16 protein-coding genes and 1 riboswitch are annotated in these 19147 nt (G+C 34.4%); of the genes, 11 read left to right on the forward strand and 5 right to left on the reverse strand.

The window, feature by feature from the left end; all coding sequences use genetic code 11:
- Positions 1 to 2: 2 nt before the first annotated feature.
- From ACEN92_RS16975 to ACEN92_RS16985, 3 genes are read right to left on the reverse strand one after another with little or no spacing between them, the layout of a single operon-like run.
- On the reverse strand, positions 3 to 1139 hold the full coding sequence (locus ACEN92_RS16975; RefSeq protein ID WP_495639518.1) for a CaiB/BaiF CoA transferase family protein: 1137 nt from the start codon (positions 1137 to 1139) through the stop codon (positions 3 to 5).
- The gene (locus ACEN92_RS16980; RefSeq protein WP_495639519.1) at positions 1140 to 2279 is read right to left on the reverse strand and encodes a CaiB/BaiF CoA transferase family protein; all 1140 of its coding nucleotides are present in this window, start codon (positions 2277 to 2279) and stop codon (positions 1140 to 1142) included. It lies immediately after the preceding gene.
- Positions 2276 to 3424 carry an ABC transporter substrate-binding protein gene (locus ACEN92_RS16985; RefSeq protein ID WP_495639520.1) on the reverse strand — a complete coding sequence of 383 codons (1149 nt, stop codon included), beginning with the start codon at positions 3422 to 3424 and terminating at the stop codon, positions 2276 to 2278. Before ACEN92_RS16985 ends, ACEN92_RS16980 begins: the two co-directional genes overlap by 4 nt.
- A 563-nt stretch (positions 3425 to 3987) precedes the next feature.
- Here ACEN92_RS16985 and ACEN92_RS16990 point away from each other — a divergent pair.
- From ACEN92_RS16990 to ACEN92_RS17010, 5 genes are all read left to right on the forward strand, one after another.
- On the forward strand, positions 3988 to 4752 hold the full coding sequence (locus ACEN92_RS16990; protein WP_495639521.1) for an SDR family NAD(P)-dependent oxidoreductase: 765 nt from the start codon (positions 3988 to 3990) through the stop codon (positions 4750 to 4752).
- A gap of 81 nt (positions 4753 to 4833) precedes the next feature.
- Positions 4834 to 5688, forward strand: coding sequence for a fumarylacetoacetate hydrolase family protein (locus ACEN92_RS16995; protein ID WP_495639522.1), 855 nt, complete (start codon positions 4834 to 4836; stop codon positions 5686 to 5688).
- Positions 5689 to 5737: 49 nt separating this feature from the next.
- The gene (locus ACEN92_RS17000; protein ID WP_495639523.1) at positions 5738 to 6751 is read left to right on the forward strand and encodes a zinc-binding alcohol dehydrogenase family protein; all 1014 of its coding nucleotides are present in this window, start codon (positions 5738 to 5740) and stop codon (positions 6749 to 6751) included.
- Between the two features lie 163 nt (positions 6752 to 6914).
- Positions 6915 to 7712 (forward strand): SDR family oxidoreductase, encoded by a 798-nt coding sequence (locus ACEN92_RS17005; protein WP_495639524.1) that lies wholly within the window; start codon positions 6915 to 6917, stop codon positions 7710 to 7712.
- 5 nt (positions 7713 to 7717) lie between these two features.
- Positions 7718 to 8554: an amidohydrolase family protein gene (locus ACEN92_RS17010; RefSeq protein WP_495639525.1), complete on the forward strand. Its 837-nt coding sequence runs from the start codon at positions 7718 to 7720 to the stop codon at positions 8552 to 8554.
- A gap of 48 nt (positions 8555 to 8602) precedes the next feature.
- Here ACEN92_RS17010 and ACEN92_RS17015 read toward each other — a convergent pair whose 3' ends face one another.
- Positions 8603 to 10372: a DUF4153 domain-containing protein gene (locus ACEN92_RS17015; RefSeq protein ID WP_495639526.1), complete on the reverse strand. Its 1770-nt coding sequence runs from the start codon at positions 10370 to 10372 to the stop codon at positions 8603 to 8605.
- A 127-nt stretch (positions 10373 to 10499) separates the two neighbouring features.
- On the opposite strand from ACEN92_RS17015, the gene ACEN92_RS17020 reads away from it, so the two are divergent.
- Positions 10500 to 11966, forward strand: a complete 1467-nt coding sequence (locus tag ACEN92_RS17020; protein WP_495639527.1) for a M28 family metallopeptidase — start codon at positions 10500 to 10502, stop codon at positions 11964 to 11966.
- Positions 11967 to 12198: 232 nt separating this feature from the next.
- On the opposite strand, the gene metK is transcribed toward ACEN92_RS17020, so the two are convergent.
- Complete coding sequence (gene metK, locus ACEN92_RS17025; RefSeq protein WP_495639528.1) at positions 12199 to 13449, reverse strand: methionine adenosyltransferase; 1251 nt, start codon at positions 13447 to 13449, stop codon at positions 12199 to 12201.
- A 706-nt stretch (positions 13450 to 14155) separates the two neighbouring features.
- Here metK and ACEN92_RS17030 point away from each other — a divergent pair.
- The 5 genes from ACEN92_RS17030 to ACEN92_RS17050 all read left to right on the forward strand — a co-directional run bounded on the left by ACEN92_RS17030 (position 14156) and on the right by ACEN92_RS17050 (position 19146).
- Positions 14156 to 14326, forward strand: coding sequence for a hypothetical protein (locus ACEN92_RS17030; protein WP_495639529.1), 171 nt, complete (start codon positions 14156 to 14158; stop codon positions 14324 to 14326).
- 67 nt (positions 14327 to 14393) lie between these two features.
- A complete protein-coding gene (locus ACEN92_RS17035; RefSeq protein WP_495639530.1) occupies positions 14394 to 15698 on the forward strand; it encodes an O-acetylhomoserine aminocarboxypropyltransferase/cysteine synthase family protein in 1305 nt (434 codons plus the stop codon).
- A gap of 184 nt (positions 15699 to 15882) precedes the next feature.
- The gene (locus tag ACEN92_RS17040; protein ID WP_495639531.1) at positions 15883 to 16971 is read left to right on the forward strand and encodes a homoserine dehydrogenase family protein; all 1089 of its coding nucleotides are present in this window, start codon (positions 15883 to 15885) and stop codon (positions 16969 to 16971) included.
- A gap of 620 nt (positions 16972 to 17591) precedes the next feature.
- On the forward strand, positions 17592 to 17792 hold the full coding sequence (locus tag ACEN92_RS17045; RefSeq protein ID WP_495639532.1) for a hypothetical protein: 201 nt from the start codon (positions 17592 to 17594) through the stop codon (positions 17790 to 17792).
- A gap of 183 nt (positions 17793 to 17975) precedes the next feature.
- Positions 17976 to 18083: riboswitch (SAM riboswitch) on the forward strand.
- A 73-nt stretch (positions 18084 to 18156) separates the two neighbouring features.
- Positions 18157 to 19146: an alpha/beta fold hydrolase gene (locus tag ACEN92_RS17050; RefSeq protein WP_495639533.1), complete on the forward strand. Its 990-nt coding sequence runs from the start codon at positions 18157 to 18159 to the stop codon at positions 19144 to 19146.
- The last annotated feature ends 1 nt before the right edge of the window (position 19147 follow it).

Consider the following 19147-nt stretch of genomic DNA (forward strand, 5'->3'; position numbering starts at 1 on the left):
CGTTAATCTATAAATTCCTTAATAATTCTCACGTTGTCCTGACCTAATTTTGGAGAACCTTTAGTTGATGTAAAATATTCTCCGTCGATCTTAATCGGACATCGGGTTGTTTTGTAGGTATAACTATCCAGCATTTCAACTCGCTGTACGAAATTTAAAACCTGAAATCCTTCTTCGGCAAAAAGCTGTTTGTAATTTAATACTTTGGCACACCAAATATCAGCGGGTTCTAAAATATCCAGCCAAAATTGCGTATCCTGAGTTTGTAAATGTTCGGCCAGAATATTTTTGATTTCATCTCTTAAACCAAATTTATTCTCTGGAAATTGTAATAATGCTTCACATTGTAACAGTGAAGCCAAAACCGGAATCGATCCCATCGCCAAAGCCAAATAACCATTGTTGGTTTTGTAAATTCCATAAGGCGCGCCCAAATAAGCGTGTGCATTGTTAGATTTTGTTCGAACAGGTAATTCACCTCCATCGTTAAAAAATGTCGTAATCGTTTCAAACTGAAAATCAAAAGCCGATTCCAGCATGCTCACCTGAACTTTTGCACCGATATTATGAGTTGCTTTTCTATATAAAGCTGCGAGAATTCCTTGAGCCAAATGTGCTCCTGCCAGCATATCGACAATCGATAGTCCCATTGGAACAGGCCCGTCTTCCTGATTCCCGCTCAGCCAAGTCAGGGCTGTCAACGATTGCAGTAATAAATCCTGTCCCGGTAAATCTTTCAATTCGGATTTAGTGCCGTAGCCTGAAATTTCGGCATAAACGATATTAGGATTAATTTCTTTGACATCCTCATAACTTAAACCCACACGTTCCATTACGCCGGGTCTGAAATTGTGCATGACAACATCAGCTTTAGCTAATAATTTCTTTAATTTTTCGAGTTCTTCCGGCTGCTTGAAATCAATAGCAAAAGATTCTTTGTTTCTGTTGATCGTATGAAAAACAGAAGATTCTCCGTTCATAATCAAATCAGAAGTATATAAGGTTCTGCAAATATCTCCAGTTCCAGGTTTCTCAATTTTTATCACACGAGCACCCAAATCCGCCAATCGTAAACTTGCCGATGGACCTGAAAGGAACTGGCTAAAATCTACTATTAAATAATCTTCTAATGGTTTCATCTATAAAAATTGTTCGTGTATTTTTAAATTATCCTCACCCACTTTTGGAGCAGCTTTTGGACTTGTCAAAATCCCTCCGTCTAATTGAATTGGGCTTCTGGTGGTAACCAATGTTTCGCCAGCTGAATTTTTTACGGTTTGTTTCAACTGCAATTCCTTCACGAAAGGCTGATTATTTAATTGTTCATAATTCAGTACTTTCCCACACCAAATGCCTTCTTTTTGAAGCAAATCCAACCAATAATCACTTTTTTGGCTTAAGAGTTTTTCGCTCAATATATTCCTGATTTCATCTCTTTGAGAAAACCATAAATGTTTGTCAGTATATTTTTTTAAATCCAATTCTAGCACATATCCAATAAAAAGCAAATCTCCCATTGCCAATGAAATGTAGCCATCCTGAGTTTGATAGACGCCATACGGAGCGCTCAAAAATGCGTGAGCACTTCCTTTTACGTCTCCACGTTCAGGCTGATTCCCTCCGTCATTCAGGTAAGAAGTAATCGCTTCAAACTGAACATCTAAAATAGATTCCAGTAAACTTACTTCTACCAAAACACCTTTTCCGGTTTTTGCTCTTTTGAGTAAAGCAGCCAAAATTCCCTGAACGAAATGATTTCCGCACATTAAATCGGCTACAGCCAAACCAAACGGAACTGGTCCCTGACTTTTTCGGCCGCTTAACCAGCTTAGTCCGGAAAGGGATTGTAACAATAAATCCTGACCCGGTTTATTGGCCCAAGGGCCTTTATCTCCGTAACCTGTAATAGCTCCGTAAATTATTTTGGGATTAATAGTTAATGCATCTGCAAAAGTCAACCCGATTTTGTCCATCACACCCGGTCTGAAATTATGGGTCATAATATCAGCTTTGACAATCAGTTTTTTTACTAAAATTAAATCTTCGGGATTTTTTAAATCGGCTGCAAAAGATTCTTTATTTCTGTTGATGGTATGAAAAAGCAAGCTGCTGTCATCCACAAAAAGATCTTTAATACTCAGTTGTCTACAGGCTTCGCCTTTTACAGGACGTTCAATTTTGATAACCCTTGCTCCTAAATCGGCCAATTTTAATCCGGCAGAAGGTCCTGCCAAAAACTGGCAAAATTCTAAAACGACTAATCCTTCTAATGGTTTCATGCCGTTTTTAAGTTTAAAGACTTTGCATAAAGTGCGTTCATTACTTCTAAAATTTGTTCTTCATTTCCTCCATTCATCAAATAATCACGAACGACATCGCCTGCGTGATCCTGAAAATACATATGTCCGGAATATCTTGGTCTTAAAAAAGCTCTTTCTAAAGTTGGTAATGTATTTTTGAAATAATCATGGGTTATTCCATTAATTCGGTCACTTTTCCAGGCTTGTAAATGACCCGGCTGTCCGCCATTATCTGCAAAAATGTTTTGCTGTACTTGTGATGATCCTGTAAATTCAGCATATTTTATAGCTTCGGGAATATGTTGGCTGAATGAAGAAACAGCTAATCCTGTTCCGCCAAGTGAACTAATCATTGGTTGATTATTCAAACGAACCAAATCATAAAAATGTAGTAAATTTTTGCTATAGCCAATTCTCGAATAATTCGAATAACCATAAGCGAAAGGGCAGTAGGCAATTTCATCTGAATTGACCATTGCTTCGTAAACCTGAATTGGGTTTCTGTTAAAATTTGCAGGATCTATTAATTGAGCCAATTCCCTAAACATTTGCAACGCTTTTTTTCCTGTCTCCACAGAAATCACCTTTTCTTCTGATTGAAAAGGAGCTTCACCCAAACTACAGCAGTACATATAAAAACTCATTAATACATCAACCGGAATTCCTGCAAAAGCAACTAATCCTTTTTTAGCCAAAGCCAATAAATCATCATAAGTCTGAGGAACCTTCAGACCTTGCTTTTCTAAAATATCCAACCGTGCTGCTGCAACCGGAGTCGCTGCATCTATTGGCAATGCCCATAATTTATTACTAAAAACATAACTTCCGTAAGAACGCCCCACAGTATTTATTTCCTGGTTTTTTATATATTCCGGTGATAAATAATCTGATAAAGGGAGAATGGCATTAGTATGTGCTCCAAAGCCTGTCCAGGGATGGTCGATAACCAATAAGTCAAATCTTTTAGCTAAATCTTCTATTGAAGCATCGGCAAATTCCTGTAAGCTTCTTTTCTCCCAGCTAATTTCTATTCCCGGATTTAGCTCTGTAAAACGTTGAGCAGTTGCAACCATGGGTAACAAACCTCTTGTATGATTCCATGTTATGCCTTTTAGTTTTGTCATTTTTTAATAATTATAAGATTATTTTTTAAATAATAAATGTAAAAAGTACAATTACAAATGTAAAAATAAGATTGGAACCAACAATCCTGCCTATGGTTAATAAATACATTTTTTATGATGATTGAGATGTTTAATTGTGTGTTTTTTACAAATTGGTTAAAAAATGTGATAATTTGTTAAAGTATACTTATTTATGAATGTTCTTTTTTTAATATTGATATTTAAAATTACTTTTGTAATTGTAGGTTTTACATTTATTGGTTTTAAATTAAAAAATAAAGAAATAAAGATGGAGATTGCTCTGAAAAACTAATTTTTTTGAACAGATCATTTTGATCCTTATTTGTTGGTATGGATTGATTACGCAATCAATGAAAATTGATGCTAATGGTGAAATTGAACTAATAAATGAATATGCCTAGTAGATTTGGGTGGAAAACCGTATTGTGATTGGATCAGACGAATTATATAACGAAGAAAGAAAAATAATGATCCCAAAGCAACCGGTCCATTTATTTTGGCAGCTTTAGAATTGAACAGATAAAATTAAAATTTGAGCATATATGTTTTCATTACAAAATAAAAAGGCCGTTATAACAGGCGGAGGCAGCGGAATAGGAAGAGCAATTGCGACTTTGTTTGCAAAACAAGGTGCAGAAATACATATAGTTGATTTAACGATTGAAAGTGCTCAGGATGCTGTTGTTGAAATTAAGAATGCCGGCGGAAAAGTTTTTTCATATGCCTGTAATGTAGCCAGCCATAATGAAGTGTCAGAAACATTTGAAAAAATTGGTAATATTCATATCCTGATTAACAATGCAGGAATTGCCAATGTTGGGAAAGTAGATACGACATTAGAAACCGATTTTGACCGTGTGATGGATGTGAATGTAAAAGGTGTTTACAACTGTTTATTTGCTGCGATTCCAAAATTAAGATTATCCAATGGCGGTGTGATTTTAAACATGGCTTCAATTGCTGCGTGGGTTGGTATCCCGGACAGATTTGCTTACTCAACTGCAAAAGGTGCTGTTATGGCGATGACTTTATCAGTTGCCAAAGATTATATCAAAGAAAATATCCGTTGTAATTCTATTTCACCGGCAAGGGTTCACACTCCTTTTGTGGATGGTTTTATTTCTAAAAACTATGCAGGAAAAGAAGAAGAAATGTTTGAGAAATTATCCCAGTCACAACCAATAGGACGTATGGGAAAACCAGATGAAATTGCAACTCTGGCATTGTACTTATGCAGCGACGAAGCCGGATTCATTACCGGAAGTGATTATCCTATCGACGGAGGTTTTATAAAATTAAATAATTAAATAAAGATACTAAGGTTTTAAGCTGCTAAGATTTCTTAGACTTAGAACCTTAGCAACTCAGTAACTCAAAAAAATAAAGAAATGAAATTAATACGTTTTGGAACAGTTGGAGCAGAAAAGCCTGGAGTTTTAATTGGAGAAAAAAGATATGATGTTTCTTCCATTGTAACTGATTTTAATGAAGCTTTTTTCGAAGAGAATGGTTTAGAAAAATTAAAAAAAGCATTAGAAAGCAATCCTGTTTTGCCTGAAGTTAGTGCGGATGTACGTTTAGGTTCTCCGGTAGCAAGGCCTTCAAAAATTATTTGTATCGGATTAAACTATGTAGATCATTGTCACGAAACTGGTGCTCCAATTCCGGCAGAACCAATTATCTTTTTCAAATCAACGACTTCTTTATGTGGTCCGAATGATGATTTGATTATCCCGAAAAACAGTGAAAAAACAGACTGGGAAATCGAGTTGGCATTTGTAGTGGGCAAAAAAGCAAGTTACGTAGAAGAAGCAGAAGCTTTGGATTATGTTGCCGGATATGCTTTGTTGAACGATTACAGCGAAAGAGCTTTTCAAATCGAAATGGGCGGACAATGGGCAAAAGGAAAAGGTTGCGACACCTTCGCCCCTCTTGGGCCATTCCTGGCTACTCAGGATGAAATCGCCGATGTAAATAATTTACCAATGTGGTTAACGGTTAACGGAAAGAAATTCCAAAACAGTAATACTTCTAACTTGGTTTTCAAAATTCCATTTTTAGTGCATTACCTAAGTCAGTTTATGACTTTGCTTCCAGGCGATATTATCAGTACAGGAACGCCTCCGGGAGTTGGTTTGGGCATTAAGCCGGATCCAATTTATATTAAACCGGGAGATGTTATTGAACTAGGTATGGACGGATTAGGTTCCAGTAAACAGGTAGCGAAAGCATACAGTAAATAATTAAAATTGGAATTTTTGAATAAAAATTCTAAAAACAGATTCAAATTAAATGAAATATATTGTTTGTGAAAAGCCGCAGGAGTTTCTTATCAAAGAGAAACCAATGCCGGAGCCAAAAGAAGGAGAAGTACTTTTAAAAATTAAAAGAATAGGGGTTTGCGGAACCGATATTCACGCTTTTGGAGGCACTCAGCCCTATTTTGAATATCCACGAATTTTGGGACATGAACTGGCAGCCGAATATATAAAAGGAAATGCCAAAGGTTTTCAGCCTGGTGATAAAGTAACTTTTATTCCTTATTTCAGCTGTGGAAAATGTGTTGCCTGCAGAAACGGATTAACAAATTGTTGTGCTAATATCAAAGTTTTTGGTGTTCATATTGACGGCGGAATGGCTGAGTATGTAACTGTTCCTGAACAATATTTGCTGCACGGACAAGGTTTGGATTATGATGAACTGGCTTTGGTAGAACCGCTTGCTATTGCTGCTCACGGTGTGCGCAGAGCAGGTGTAAAAGCTACTGATACTGTTTTGGTAATGGGTGCCGGTCCTATTGGATTAGGATTGATACAGTTTGCAAAAATTGCAGGGGCCAAAGTTATTGTTATGGATATCAATGAGTATCGCCTTAATTTTTGCAAAGAGGCCCTTCAGGCAGATGAAACAATAAACCCTTTGCATGATGATGTAGCAGTACAATTGGCGGAGTTGACCAATGGAGATATGGCCAATGTGGTGATTGATGCTACCGGAAATCAAAAAGTGATGAACAGTGCATTCAATTATATTTCTCACGGTGGGCGATTTGTTTTGGTAGGTCTTCAAAAAGGAGAATTGAGCTTTAGTCATCCGGACTTTCATAAAAGAGAATCTACTTTGATGAGCAGCAGAAATGCAACCATTGAAGATTTTGAATACGTAATGCAATGTTTGAAAGCGGGTAAAATCGATCCCAAAAAATACATTACACACAGAGCTGAGTTTTCGGATATGATTACTGAATTTAAAAAATGGATTGATCCGAAAAATAATACTATCAAAGCGTTGATAGAAATAAATTAAACTAAATTCGTTGGGTGTAATAAATGTCAACCTGAGCGGAGTCGAAGGCTTTTTAAAATGAAAGGGCTTCGACTAAGTTTATCCTGAGCTAAGCCGAATGGACTCAGCCTGACACCTATTTTGAATTACCCCGAACAGGTTGAACTAAATAACTATATAAATCATGGATTTAAATTTAAAAGGAAAAATCGTAGCCGTATCTGGTTCAGCGGGTAAAGAAGGAAGTATTGGTGAGACGATCATCAATCGTTTGGCAGATGAAGGTGCAATTCCTGTTCTGATAGACAGAAATAACAGAGGTTTTGGTTATGCCGAAGCATTGCAAAAAAGAGGAATCGATTCTTTGTTTGTAGAAACCGATGTAACCGATCCTGTTCAGATGGAAAACGCGGTTGCGAAAATTGTAGAAAAATATGGCAGGATAGATGCTGTTATCAATAATGTAGGAGTTAATGATGGTGCAGGTTTAGATGCTACTTACGAAGAGTTTATGGATTCGTTAAAGCTAAATGTAGTAAGTTATTTCTTGTTGGTTAAATATGCACTTCCATATCTAAAAGAAGCAAAAGGAAACATCTTGAATATTGGTTCCAAAGTGGCTTTGACAGGACAGGGAGGAACTTCAGGGTATGCTGCTGCAAAAGGTGGGGTTCTTGGACTTACCAGAGAATGGGCTGTAGATCTAATTCAGTACGGAATTCGTTCTAATGCGATTATTATTGCAGAAAGCTATACTCCGGCCTATGAAGACTGGATAAAAACAGTGCCGGACGGTGAAGCAGTTTTGAAAAAAATCAATAAAAGTATTCCGTTTGAGTCCAGAATGACAAAAACAGTAGAAATAGCTGATACAGCACTTTTCATTATTTCGAATCGTTCTTCTCACACAACAGGACAATTTGTTTTTGTTGATGGCGGATATGTACACTTAGATCGTGCCTTAATTAGTGATGTAAACTAGTTTATATGAATAACCGAATTGATTCACATCAGCATTTTTGGAAATTTGATCCAATAAGAGATAGTTGGATTGACGATTCGATGCTTAAAATTCAAAGAGATTTTTTGCCCGAAGATTTGTTGCCTTTGCTTACAGAAAATAAATTTCAAGGTTGTGTGGCTGTTCAGGCAAGTCAATCTGAAGAAGAAACTAATTTTCTATTGGATCTGGCTTCAGAAAATGATTTCATAGAAGGAATTGTAGGCTGGGTTGATTTAAGGGCTGAAAATATTTCAGAACGACTGAATCACTTTTCTAAATTTGAAAAAATGAAAGGTTTCAGGCATGTTGTGCAGGGAGAACCGGATGATTTTATGTTCGGGATAGCATTTCGAAACGGAATAGCTGCATTAAAACAATTTAATTTTACCTATGATATCCTGATTTTTCATCATCAGTTGCCAGTTGCAATTGATTTAGTGAAATCATTCCCTAAACAGAAATTTGTCATTGATCATATTGCCAAACCGGATATAAAATCGGGAGAAATTGCATCCTGGAAAAAAGGAATCGAAGAGATTGCAAAATTCAAAAATGTAAGTTGTAAAATTTCAGGAATGGTTACCGAAGCCGATTGGAATTCATGGAAACCATCTGATTTAAAACCTTATCTCGATGTGATTTTCGAAAATTTTTCTGCGGATAAAATACTATTTGGATCAGACTGGCCTGTCTGTAATGTGGCTTCGGATTATACAGAAGTTGTGAAAACCTTAGAAGATTATATCGCTCTTTTATCAGTTGAAGATCGAAATAAAATTTGGTTTGAGAATGCAAGATCATTTTATAATCTTAATGATTAAAACCTATTAAAAAAGAAGCCTTTGAAAATTTTTTCAAAGGCTTCTTTTTTACTTCTTAATTTTTATCATGACTTTAATCTGATAATGGTCAATCTCTTTTTTGTTATTTTTGAATTTGCCATTTACATTTAGATACGTTAATAAAACGGAATATTTTTGCGTTTCTATTTTTTGAGTGATTTTTTTACTTGAATTATATTCTTCCTTGAATTCATTATTTTTATTCACAAATTCAATAATTTTTAATGGAATAATGTCTTCATTAATTTGTAAATCGGCACCATAATCTTTTTCTGCAGATTTAATGGAATAGCTTTTGCCTTCAATTTCGAGACAATTTTCGCAATTAAAAGGTATGCCTTTGGATATTATAAAAACCATATCATATCCATGAATGTTTTCAACTGTATTCTCATTGTTTTGATAGAAATAATAATTGAATGAGTTTCTACTTTCATCTTTTTGGTCGTATGAAGATCGGTATTTATAACCCAATGCTTCCATTATTTCGTAGTCGCTTGGATCTTTGTCTTTTTTAAGCAACGCTTCTAATTCGGTTTTCGCATAAGGAACCATAACTTCGATACCATAATTTTCTTCTAAAAATGAAACAATACTGCTTAAGTCTTGTTCTTGTTCGAAAGTCAGTTTTTCGTTATCATTTTGCATATAATTCTCAAAACGGGACAGTTGACTATATTTGGCTATCGAATTTGAGCTTTGAGGACCAATAATAGAAAATAATCCCGCCAGACAGAGGCTTATAGGTATAAATTTAATTTCTGGCTGTTTCTTAATTAAAAAATAAGCCACAACTAATGTCAGCCATATTGATAAAACCAATACATAATAACGTTCGTGAGTAAATCCGTAAAGATGGATTCGGTATAAAATGGCCCAAAACAACAATCCTAATAGAGGAATCAAGAGAAAATAAAACCATCGGTTAAAAGTTCTCATCCATAGATTTCCTGTTTCATTTGCAATTGGATGAACTAGCAAAAAGGAAAGAATGCCGGAAATAGCAAATACCAGAACTAAATAAGAAACCCAGCCGACAGGTAATGAAAGCGTTACAAGAATTTTTGTTTCATAACAAATCAGAATCACTAAATAAAGGCTTATTAATGGCAGCAAAACATATTGAGTAAAGTTTTTAAGGCCTTTAGGATAATTTAATACAAGTGGGATTTCGTCATTATTAGTATCAGGGACACCATTCAGAAAGAAAAGCGTATTAAAGATGCCGGCAATGACAAAAAATACATGAGCATATATACGATCATAAAATTCCACTTTAAAAAGATTATCAACAGCTACTATTGCTAATGCCAATCCACAATATAAAACGCCGCTATACAAACCGGAGGTCAGGATTCTAAGGAAAAGCTGTTTGTTAAACTCCCAGAATTCTTCCTGATTATAAGTTTTTGGTAAAAATCCGGAAAAAGAAACTAACAAATGCAGTGCTATATTGAGTACGAAAAATTGCTGAAATTCTATATCTGTTACTTTTTCCTTAAAACTAAAAACAAATGCAACGGCCAAACTGCCCAATATTAAGCTGGTTAAAAATCTGAGAATATTGTTTTTCCTTGCCGAAGCGAAAAAAAGACTAATTGATAAAAACAAAACCAGGCACAAGGAAGAGCACATGATAAGTTTTACATATAATTTTTCCTGAGAATCAGTATCTTCTTCAGAAAGCAAAATAGCGAAAACAGTCCCGCAAATCGCTGTTATTGTTTCTAATGGAAATCTGAATGCAGTTTTTTGAATAGCTTTCAGTACGTTTTGCAAGGAGGGAAGTCGGCTCATTTTTAGTCAGTTATTTTGTACTAAGGAAAGAAAATTACAAGAGATAAGCAAATTAAAAAGTTTCAAATCTAAGAAGCATTTTTTCCTCTTTAAATTATTAAGTTTGAATTACTAATTCAGAAAACGTATGAAAAATAAAATGATTTTGGTTTTGATTGCTTGTGGAGAAGTAGTTTTTTCACAAGCAATTAAAAAACCTTTAGTTTCAGCAATCACAGATAAAGATCTTAGAGCAGATATGTATCAAATGGCCGGAGATCACTTTAATGGGCGTGAAGCAGGAACTTTAGATGAATTAAAAGTATCAATGTGGCTGGCTAATAAAGCAAAAGAAGCGGGAATGGTACCCGCTGGTGATGATGGAACTTACTTTCAGTTTTTTGATTTGTACAGGCATCAGGTTACAGCTAATACAAAGTTCAAAATCGGGCAAAAAGAATATAAACTGTGGAGTGAAGTTCTGGTAGCAGAAACCACAAACGCAAAAGTTGAAGCACCTTTATTATATTTGGGCGCTGCTACTAAAGAAGAAATTGAGAAAGCCGAGATTAAAGGAAAAGCAGTTGTTTTATTGGCTTCAAAAGAAGGAATTGCAGATGATATTTCGCTTTTTGACAGACGTTATCCGGGTTTGGTCAGAAATAAATATTATGATCTTTTGGTCAAGAAAGGAGCCTTGGCTATGATTATGATTGCAGATGAATTGGGAGAACAAAGCTGGTCCCAGGTCGAACCGCAAATGACCAGAGGTATTTACGGAATCGAAGGCGTTCGTGATAAAATTGGTAAAACAATGCCTGTTTTTTGGATGCATAATAATCAACTGGAACTTTTAAAAAACACAAAAGAACTTTTATCTGCCGAGGTAATTTCCGAAACGTATAAATATCCATCCGTCAATGTTGTTGGAACTATAAAAGGAACTGATCCTAAATTGAAGAATGAATATGTGCTTTTCAGCGGACATCAGGATCACGACGGAATTAGGCAAAAATATGGTCAGGATTCAATTTATAATGGAGCTGATGATAACGCAAGTACATGCGTGGCTATGCTTGCAATTGCAAGAGCATATAAAAAACAACCAGGAAAAAGAACAGCATTGTTTGTTTTTCATGGCTCAGAAGAGCGTGGATTATTAGGCTCAAGATGGTATGCATCACATCCAACTGTTTCGGAAAAAGACATTGTAGCAGTTTTAAACGGAGACATGATCGGAAGAAATGACGTAAATAAAGCAGCTCTGTTGGGTTCAAGTTCTCCTCACGAAAACTCTTCTGATTTGGTAAATATTGCTAAAAGAGCAAATGATGAAGGTCCTAAATTTGATTTGGATAAACTTTGGGACAGACCGGAACATCCGGAGTATTTTTACTTTCGTTCAGATCATTTGCCTTATGCCAGAAAAGGAATCCCATCAGTTTTCTTTACCAGTGTTCTGCATAGCCAATACCATACACCAATGGATGAAGCTGAAAATATTGATTATGTAAAATTGCGTAAAATGACAGAATGGATGTATCGCACAGGCTGGATCTTGTCAAATGATGTAAATCGTCCTAAAACATTGCCAAATGTACAATTAGAGCGATAAGGAAAACTTTAAGGTTATGATTTAATTAAAAAACCCGTTTTTATCCGCGTTTTTACAAAGTAAATCTGTTTTATCTGCGTTGAATTAATACGCAGATTTAACTGATTCGCTATCGCGAAAACGCTGAAAAAAACAGATTTAAAATAATTTGAAAACGATTGAATCTACTGAAAATAAAAAGGCTTTCTAAATTTTAGAAAGCCTTTTTTTAATATGTATGTTTCAGATTGAATTACAATCCAAAAGCAGTTTTTACCTGGTCAACAAAATCAAGTTTTTCCCATGTAAACAATTCAACAGTAACTGTTTTTACATGTCCTCCCGGAGCAGAAAAAGTCTTAGTTACAGTTTCCGGTTTACGTCCCATGTGCCCGTAAGCAGCAGTTTCACTGTAAATTGGATTTCTTAATTTTAAACGTTGCTCAATAAAGTAAGGACGCATATCAAAAATAGCTTCTACTTTTTTGGCAATTTCACCGTTAGTTAAATTTACTTTAGAAGTTCCGTAAGTATCAATAAAAATACCCATTGGCTGAGCAACTCCAATTGCATAAGAAACCTGTACAAGGATTTCGTCAGCAACACCAGCTGCAACTAAGTTTTTAGCGATATGACGAGTTGCATACGCAGCACTTCTGTCAACTTTACTTGGATCTTTTCCGGAGAAGGCACCACCACCGTGAGCTCCTTTTCCACCGTAAGTATCAACAATAATTTTTCTTCCTGTTAAACCAGTATCTCCGTGAGGTCCGCCAATTACGAATTTTCCAGTTGGGTTGATATGGTAATTAATTTTATCGTTGAATAAATGGGCGTGCAATGGGTTTTTAGCAATGATTCTTGGAATCAAAATTTCGATAATGTCTTTTTTGATTTTCGCTAACATGGCAGCTTCTTCATCAAAATCATCATGTTGAGTCGAAATTACGATTGCATCAATACGGGTTGGTTTATTATCATCGCTGTATTCTAAAGTTACCTGAGATTTAGCATCAGGGCGTAAATAAGTAATTTCTTTGTTTTCGCGTCTTAAGATTGCTAATTCCTGCAATAAGCTATGAGATAAATCAAGTGCCAAAGGCATATAGTTTTCAGTTTCGTTAGTTGCGTAACCAAACATCATTCCCTGATCACCAGCGCCTTGCTCTTCTGGCTTAGCTCTGTCAACACCCTGATTAATATCTGCAGATTGCTCATGTATTGCTGAAAGTATTCCACAAGAATTTGCTTCAAACATATATTCGCTTTTGGTGTAACCGATTTTACGGATTACTTCACGGGCGATTTGCTGAACATCAAGATACGTATTCGATTTTACCTCACCAGCTAAAATTACCTGACCAGTTGTAACTAAAGTTTCACAAGCTACTTTTGAGTCAGCATCAAATGCCAAAAAGTTATCAATTAATGCATCCGAAATTTGATCTGCAACTTTGTCCGGATGCCCTTCACTAACAGATTCTGACGTAAATAAATAAGCCATAATAATTTTTAAATTAAAATTAAGCGAGGAAAATAATTGCTGAAAAATGCTAAAGGAAAATTCCTGCTTTAGCATTTTTTACTACTGAAATTAAATCTTCAGCATTCATAATGAACCGTTTCATTATGAAGAGGTTGCAATCAGTTCAAATTTTTCCTCTGTATTCGGGTGCAAATGTATGAAACCATTTTGATTTGCAAATTAAAGTTTACTTTTTTTTAATTATATAAATAGAAATTTAACATATCATAGTAATCTGATGGGGTAATGGAAATTAATTGCATTTTTATTTGGTTATTTCAAAAATAGTTTGCAAATTTGTCAAACAAAAGAAATAAAAAATGAACTTAATTATTAAAAATATGTGCTGTATGATGTCGGAAACTTCCGCAGAGTGCACTATTGTTTAGTATTTAATTAAATATACAATAAAACCTCTGCAAATTGCAGAGGTTTTTTTTTGCTCTGATCTGGAAATGAATGTTTTGAAATATAAAGAATAATAAAAAATTGAAAATAAAACAATACCAATAATGAATAATTCAATAGCAAATAAAATGATGATGTGTTGTAAGATGTCGATGTGCATCCCAATTTGCTATTGCCGAAAGTGAAAGATAGAATCTTTGTTATAGTTCCTGACTATAGCCCTTTTGGCAGCCATCCGAAAGGGCTTTTTTTATTTCATTACTTAAAATTAAAAATCATGAAAACATTATATAGAATACTAAAAACTATTAACCTTAAAAATATTTTTGGAATAATTCAGACCCAAAAATCAAATTTGAACTTACATAAAGGGAAATTATATTCTACAGAAACAAATTCATTGCTGGCGCATATGTATTCAGCAGAAAATGATAACCTTTTTATTTAAGGAATCAATTCAAATCAAAATAATAATAAAAAATAAAATAGTAATAATACTTAAAAACTAAGAAATCATGAGTACACAAAAATTTGCCACAAACGCATTACACGCTGGACACGATGTTACTAAAAATGGAGGAACCAGAGCGGTACCAATTTATCAGACATCATCATATGTATTTAATAATTCAGATCATGCAGCCAATTTATTTGGTTTGGCTGAAGCAGGATTTATTTATACCCGATTAAATAATCCGACAAACGATATTTTAGAACAACGCCTGGCATCGCTTGAGGGGGGAATTGGTGCTGTAGTTACTGCTTCTGGGGCAGCTGCAATTTCGACAACTTTATTGACTTTGCTAAAAGCCGGTGATCACATTGTAGCTTCAAATAGTTTGTATGGCGGAACCTATAATCTGTTAAAAGTTACTTTGCCGCGTTTAGGAATAACCACCACTTTTGTTGATCCTTCAAAAGCTGAAAACTTCACTAAAGCGGCAAAAGAAAATACAAGAGCTTTCTTTGTGGAGTCTTTAGGAAATCCAAAATTAGATGTGTTGGATTTGAAAGCCATTTCGGCGGAAGCCAAAAACTTCAAAGTTCCTTTTATTGTTGACAATACAGTAGCTACCCCTTATTTATTGAATCCAATTAAGTATGGAGCTGATATTGTGATTCATTCATTGACAAAATATATTTCCGGAAACGGGACTTCATTAGGAGGTGTTATTATTGATGCCGGAACTTTTGACTGGTCGAATGGAAAATTCCCTGAATTTACTGAACCTTCCACAGGATATCACGGTTTGGTATATCACGAAGCTTTAGGAAATGCAGCTTTCATAGCAAAAATCAGAATTGAAGGTTTGCGTGATTTTGGTTCAGCATTGAGCCCGTTTAATGCTTTTCAAATTATTCAGGGATTAGAAACACTGCCAATTAGAATCCAGAAACATAGTGAAAATGCTTTGGCTTTAGCCGAATGGTTAGAAAAACAAGACCAGGTAGTTTGGGTAAACTATCCGGGATTAAAATCGAATAAATATTATGATTTAGCAAAAGAGTATTTACCCGAAGGACAAAGCGGAATTATCACTTTTGGATTGCAGGGCGGTTTTGAAGCTGCTAAAAAAGTAGCAGATGAAACTAAATTATTCTCGCTTTTGGCCAATATTGGTGATACTAAATCACTTATAATTCATCCGGCAAGCACAACACATCAACAATTAACGGATGAAGAGCAACTAGAGACCGGAGTTTCAAAAGATTTAATTCGACTTTCTGTCGGGATCGAAGATATAGATGATCTAATTGCTGATTTGAAAGCTGTTTTCGCCAGTGTTACCCAATCACAATATAGTATCAATAAGAATTAGATAATTCATAGTATTAATATTTAGGTTAGATTTTTTGCTTGAAAAATTGCCTTTAGTAATCTGAATTTTGCTAAAGGTAATTTTTATGAAATGAGGTTTTAATAGAGGAGATCTCTGAATATGGTTATCAACAGGAATAGATGCTAAAATAAATGTTTTGGAGTTTATTTAAAAAATTAAAATTATGTCAAAGCTTAAAATAAACATTATCCTTTTTGGGATTGGGAATATCGGAAGTACTTTAATCAATCAGATTATCGAGAGCCGGGAGTTTTTTTTACAAAACAAAAATATCGATTTTCATTTTCCGGTTATTACCAATTCCACACTGGCTTTCTTCGAGAAAGAAGGCGTTGGATATGCTTGGGAGACTAATTTTGTACAATTGGCGGTACCTTTTAAAGTGGAGGATATTATTGAATTTGCCAAAGAAAATGAATTTGAAAATTTAATTGCGGTTGATGCAACCGCAAGCGATGAATTGATTGGCCACTATAATACCTTAATTCAAAATGGGTTTAATATTGTAGCGGTAAATAAAAAAGCCAATACGCTGCCTATTAATCTTTATAAAGAAATACGTTCAAATCTTAAGAAATATGATAAAGAATTCCTGTATGAAACTTCGGTAGACACAGGTATTCCGGTATTGCAAACACTTAGGGATTTATATAATTCAGGAGAAAAAATCACTAAAATCCGGGGTGTTTTGTCTGATAATTTAAGTTATGTATTCAACCGGTTTTCGTCTGAAGACACTTCTTTCTCTGCCGTTTTAAAAGATGCCAGCTTGTCCGGATTAATGCGTTCTACCTTTTTGGAGGATTTGTCGGGTAATGACACTGCCAGGAAATTACTGATCCTAACCAGGGAAATAGGTAAGGATTTTGAATTTTCAGATATAAAAATCAATTCTTTGATCAAAGAAGAGTATCTGGAAAAAAATGGAATCCCAAATAAGGAATATTTGGATAAGGCATTTAAAATTGCCAAAATCACTCAGGCCGATAATCATGTTTTAAGATATATAGGAGAATTTGATGTTCTGAAAGATAAATTAGAAGTAAAGTTGGTTTCAGAACCCATCAATTCAGCGATAGGACAATTAAAAGGTTCTGATACAATTTTTGAAATCTATACACAATCCTATGCAGATGTTCCTATTGTAATTCAAAGTGCAGCCCCTGGTAAAGAAGCAATTTCGCGAGGAATTATTACTGATATATTGAAAGTTGCCGAAAAAATTAAAAATAAAGAAGCAGTCTGGCTTTAAAATAGTCCAGTAAATAAATATTGTTGTTCTTTGATAAACTGATTTGAGGAGGTAATTCTAAACTTTAAAAGCTATTTTTTTGTAAGTTTTTATCTTTTATCTGTTGAATAATCCTTTAAAAATGTTTGTAATGACATAAATGTAAGTTTTTGTTGTTTTTTTCGTGTTAATTTATTGGTTTTCATTTGTGTAATTAAAAAAATAATTGCATATTTGTTAAATCCAAAAACAACGTAGAAATGATGTTTAATTCCTATAAGATGAGTTATGCCGTTTCGGATAAAACCGTTGGGATGTTTATTGCTTAAAATTGTAAAAACAATATTTATATAGCAAAGCCTCCCACTAATTTTGGAAGGCTTTTTAAATTTATACAAATGCAGAATTTTTTAAAAATAACAAATAAATCACAGATGAATAATTCCCTACAGATGAACAAGATGTTCAATGTCGCATTTATTTGCGTACACGTCTGTTGATTCCAAAAGTATATATGAGTTTGAAAAACTTAAACCCTTTTGGTATTTAAATCCAAAAGGGTTTTTTTTATTTCATCAGGTAATTACAAAACAATAAAACAGTAACAAGATAAAAAATAAACAAACTAAAACCGAAATATTATGAGTACTTTAAACTATTTATCAAAAGCATATTTAACATTGAAAAGCATAAGGGCTAAAAGAAATATTCCCCCGCCGCCAAACGAATTAATCCATCCAAGATTCGGAATAACGGAAACAGATAAAAATGCGGAAAAAAAAGAACCAAACTCTTTATTGTTTTTGATGTATTCTAAAGAAAATGAAACGCTTTTCATTTAATCAAAGCATTTCAAACAGGTAAAATCCTGCTTAAATTTACTGGGCAATCTGTTCGGTAATTTTTTGCGTACAATAGTTTTTAGTTGCGTTACAGTTAATAAACGGAATAATCTATTCAGATAAATTTGTTTGTTTAAGAAAATAGTAGTTAATTTGCACCTTTAAGTTCAAAAACGTATTGAAATGTTATAAAGAAAGGACGAGGGATTAGACCCGATGAATCCTTAGCAACCCTTCGGTAAAGCGAAGAAGGTGCTGCATTCTACCACGCCAAACGTGGAAAGATAACAAAAAGAGTTTTTCTAGTTTCGTTCTAGTTTTTCTTTCTAATATTTCCAGATACAAATCAAATAATACAACAGATTTGACATTGGAAAATATACCAAGCCCTATTAATATACAAAATTTCACCACAGAAAATGGTGCATTATACCGTACGTTACCTTTAAGTTTTACCTTTTTTGGTTTACCTTTATATAGCGCACCTATTGTTTTGGTTAATCATGCCCTTACAGGAAATTCACAGGTTACAGGCGAAAACGGTTGGTGGAATGACTTAATTGGAGAACGAAAGACAATCGATACAGAGAAGTATACGATATTGTCCTTTAATGTTCCCGGCAACGGAATGGATTCGTTTGTTATTGAAAATTACCAGGATTTTACAACCAGGGATATCGCCCGTATTTTTTTAAAGGGAATTGAAGCTTTAGAAATTGAACAGCTTTACGCGATTATCGGGGGTTCAGTTGGTGGGGGAATTGCATGGGAAATGTTGGCTCTTGAGCCTAATATCACTGAGAATTTAATTCCAATTGCAACCGATTGGAAATCGACAGACTGGATGATTGCCAATTGTTTTTTACAGGAACAAATCCTGAATAATTCGTCAAAGCCAATTGAAGATGCCAGAATACATGCTATGCTCTGTTACAGATCTCCCGAATCGTTCAAAGAAAAATTTCAACGTACCATCAATGAGAATCTTTCTATTTTTAATATAGAAAGCTGGCTATTGCACCACGGAGAAAAACTGCAAAAAAGATATCAGTTAGCATCTTATAAATTGATGAATCAATTGCTCAAAACCATTGATATTACAAGAAACAGAGGGGATTTCGAAACTTTAATGTCTAAAACAAATGCGAATATTCATATTATCGGAATTAATTCAGATTTGTTTTTTACGCCAAAAGAAAATCAGGAAACCTTTCAGGAATTAAAAAAGTTTAAAGAAAATGTTTTTTACAGCGAAATAAATTCGATACACGGACATGACGCTTTTTTAATAGAGTACAAACAATTAGATCATTTACTTGCCGATATTTTTAAGGCAGAAACAATAAAAAAATAAA

It is taken from the genome of Flavobacterium sp. Flavsp81 (assembly GCF_059491325.1).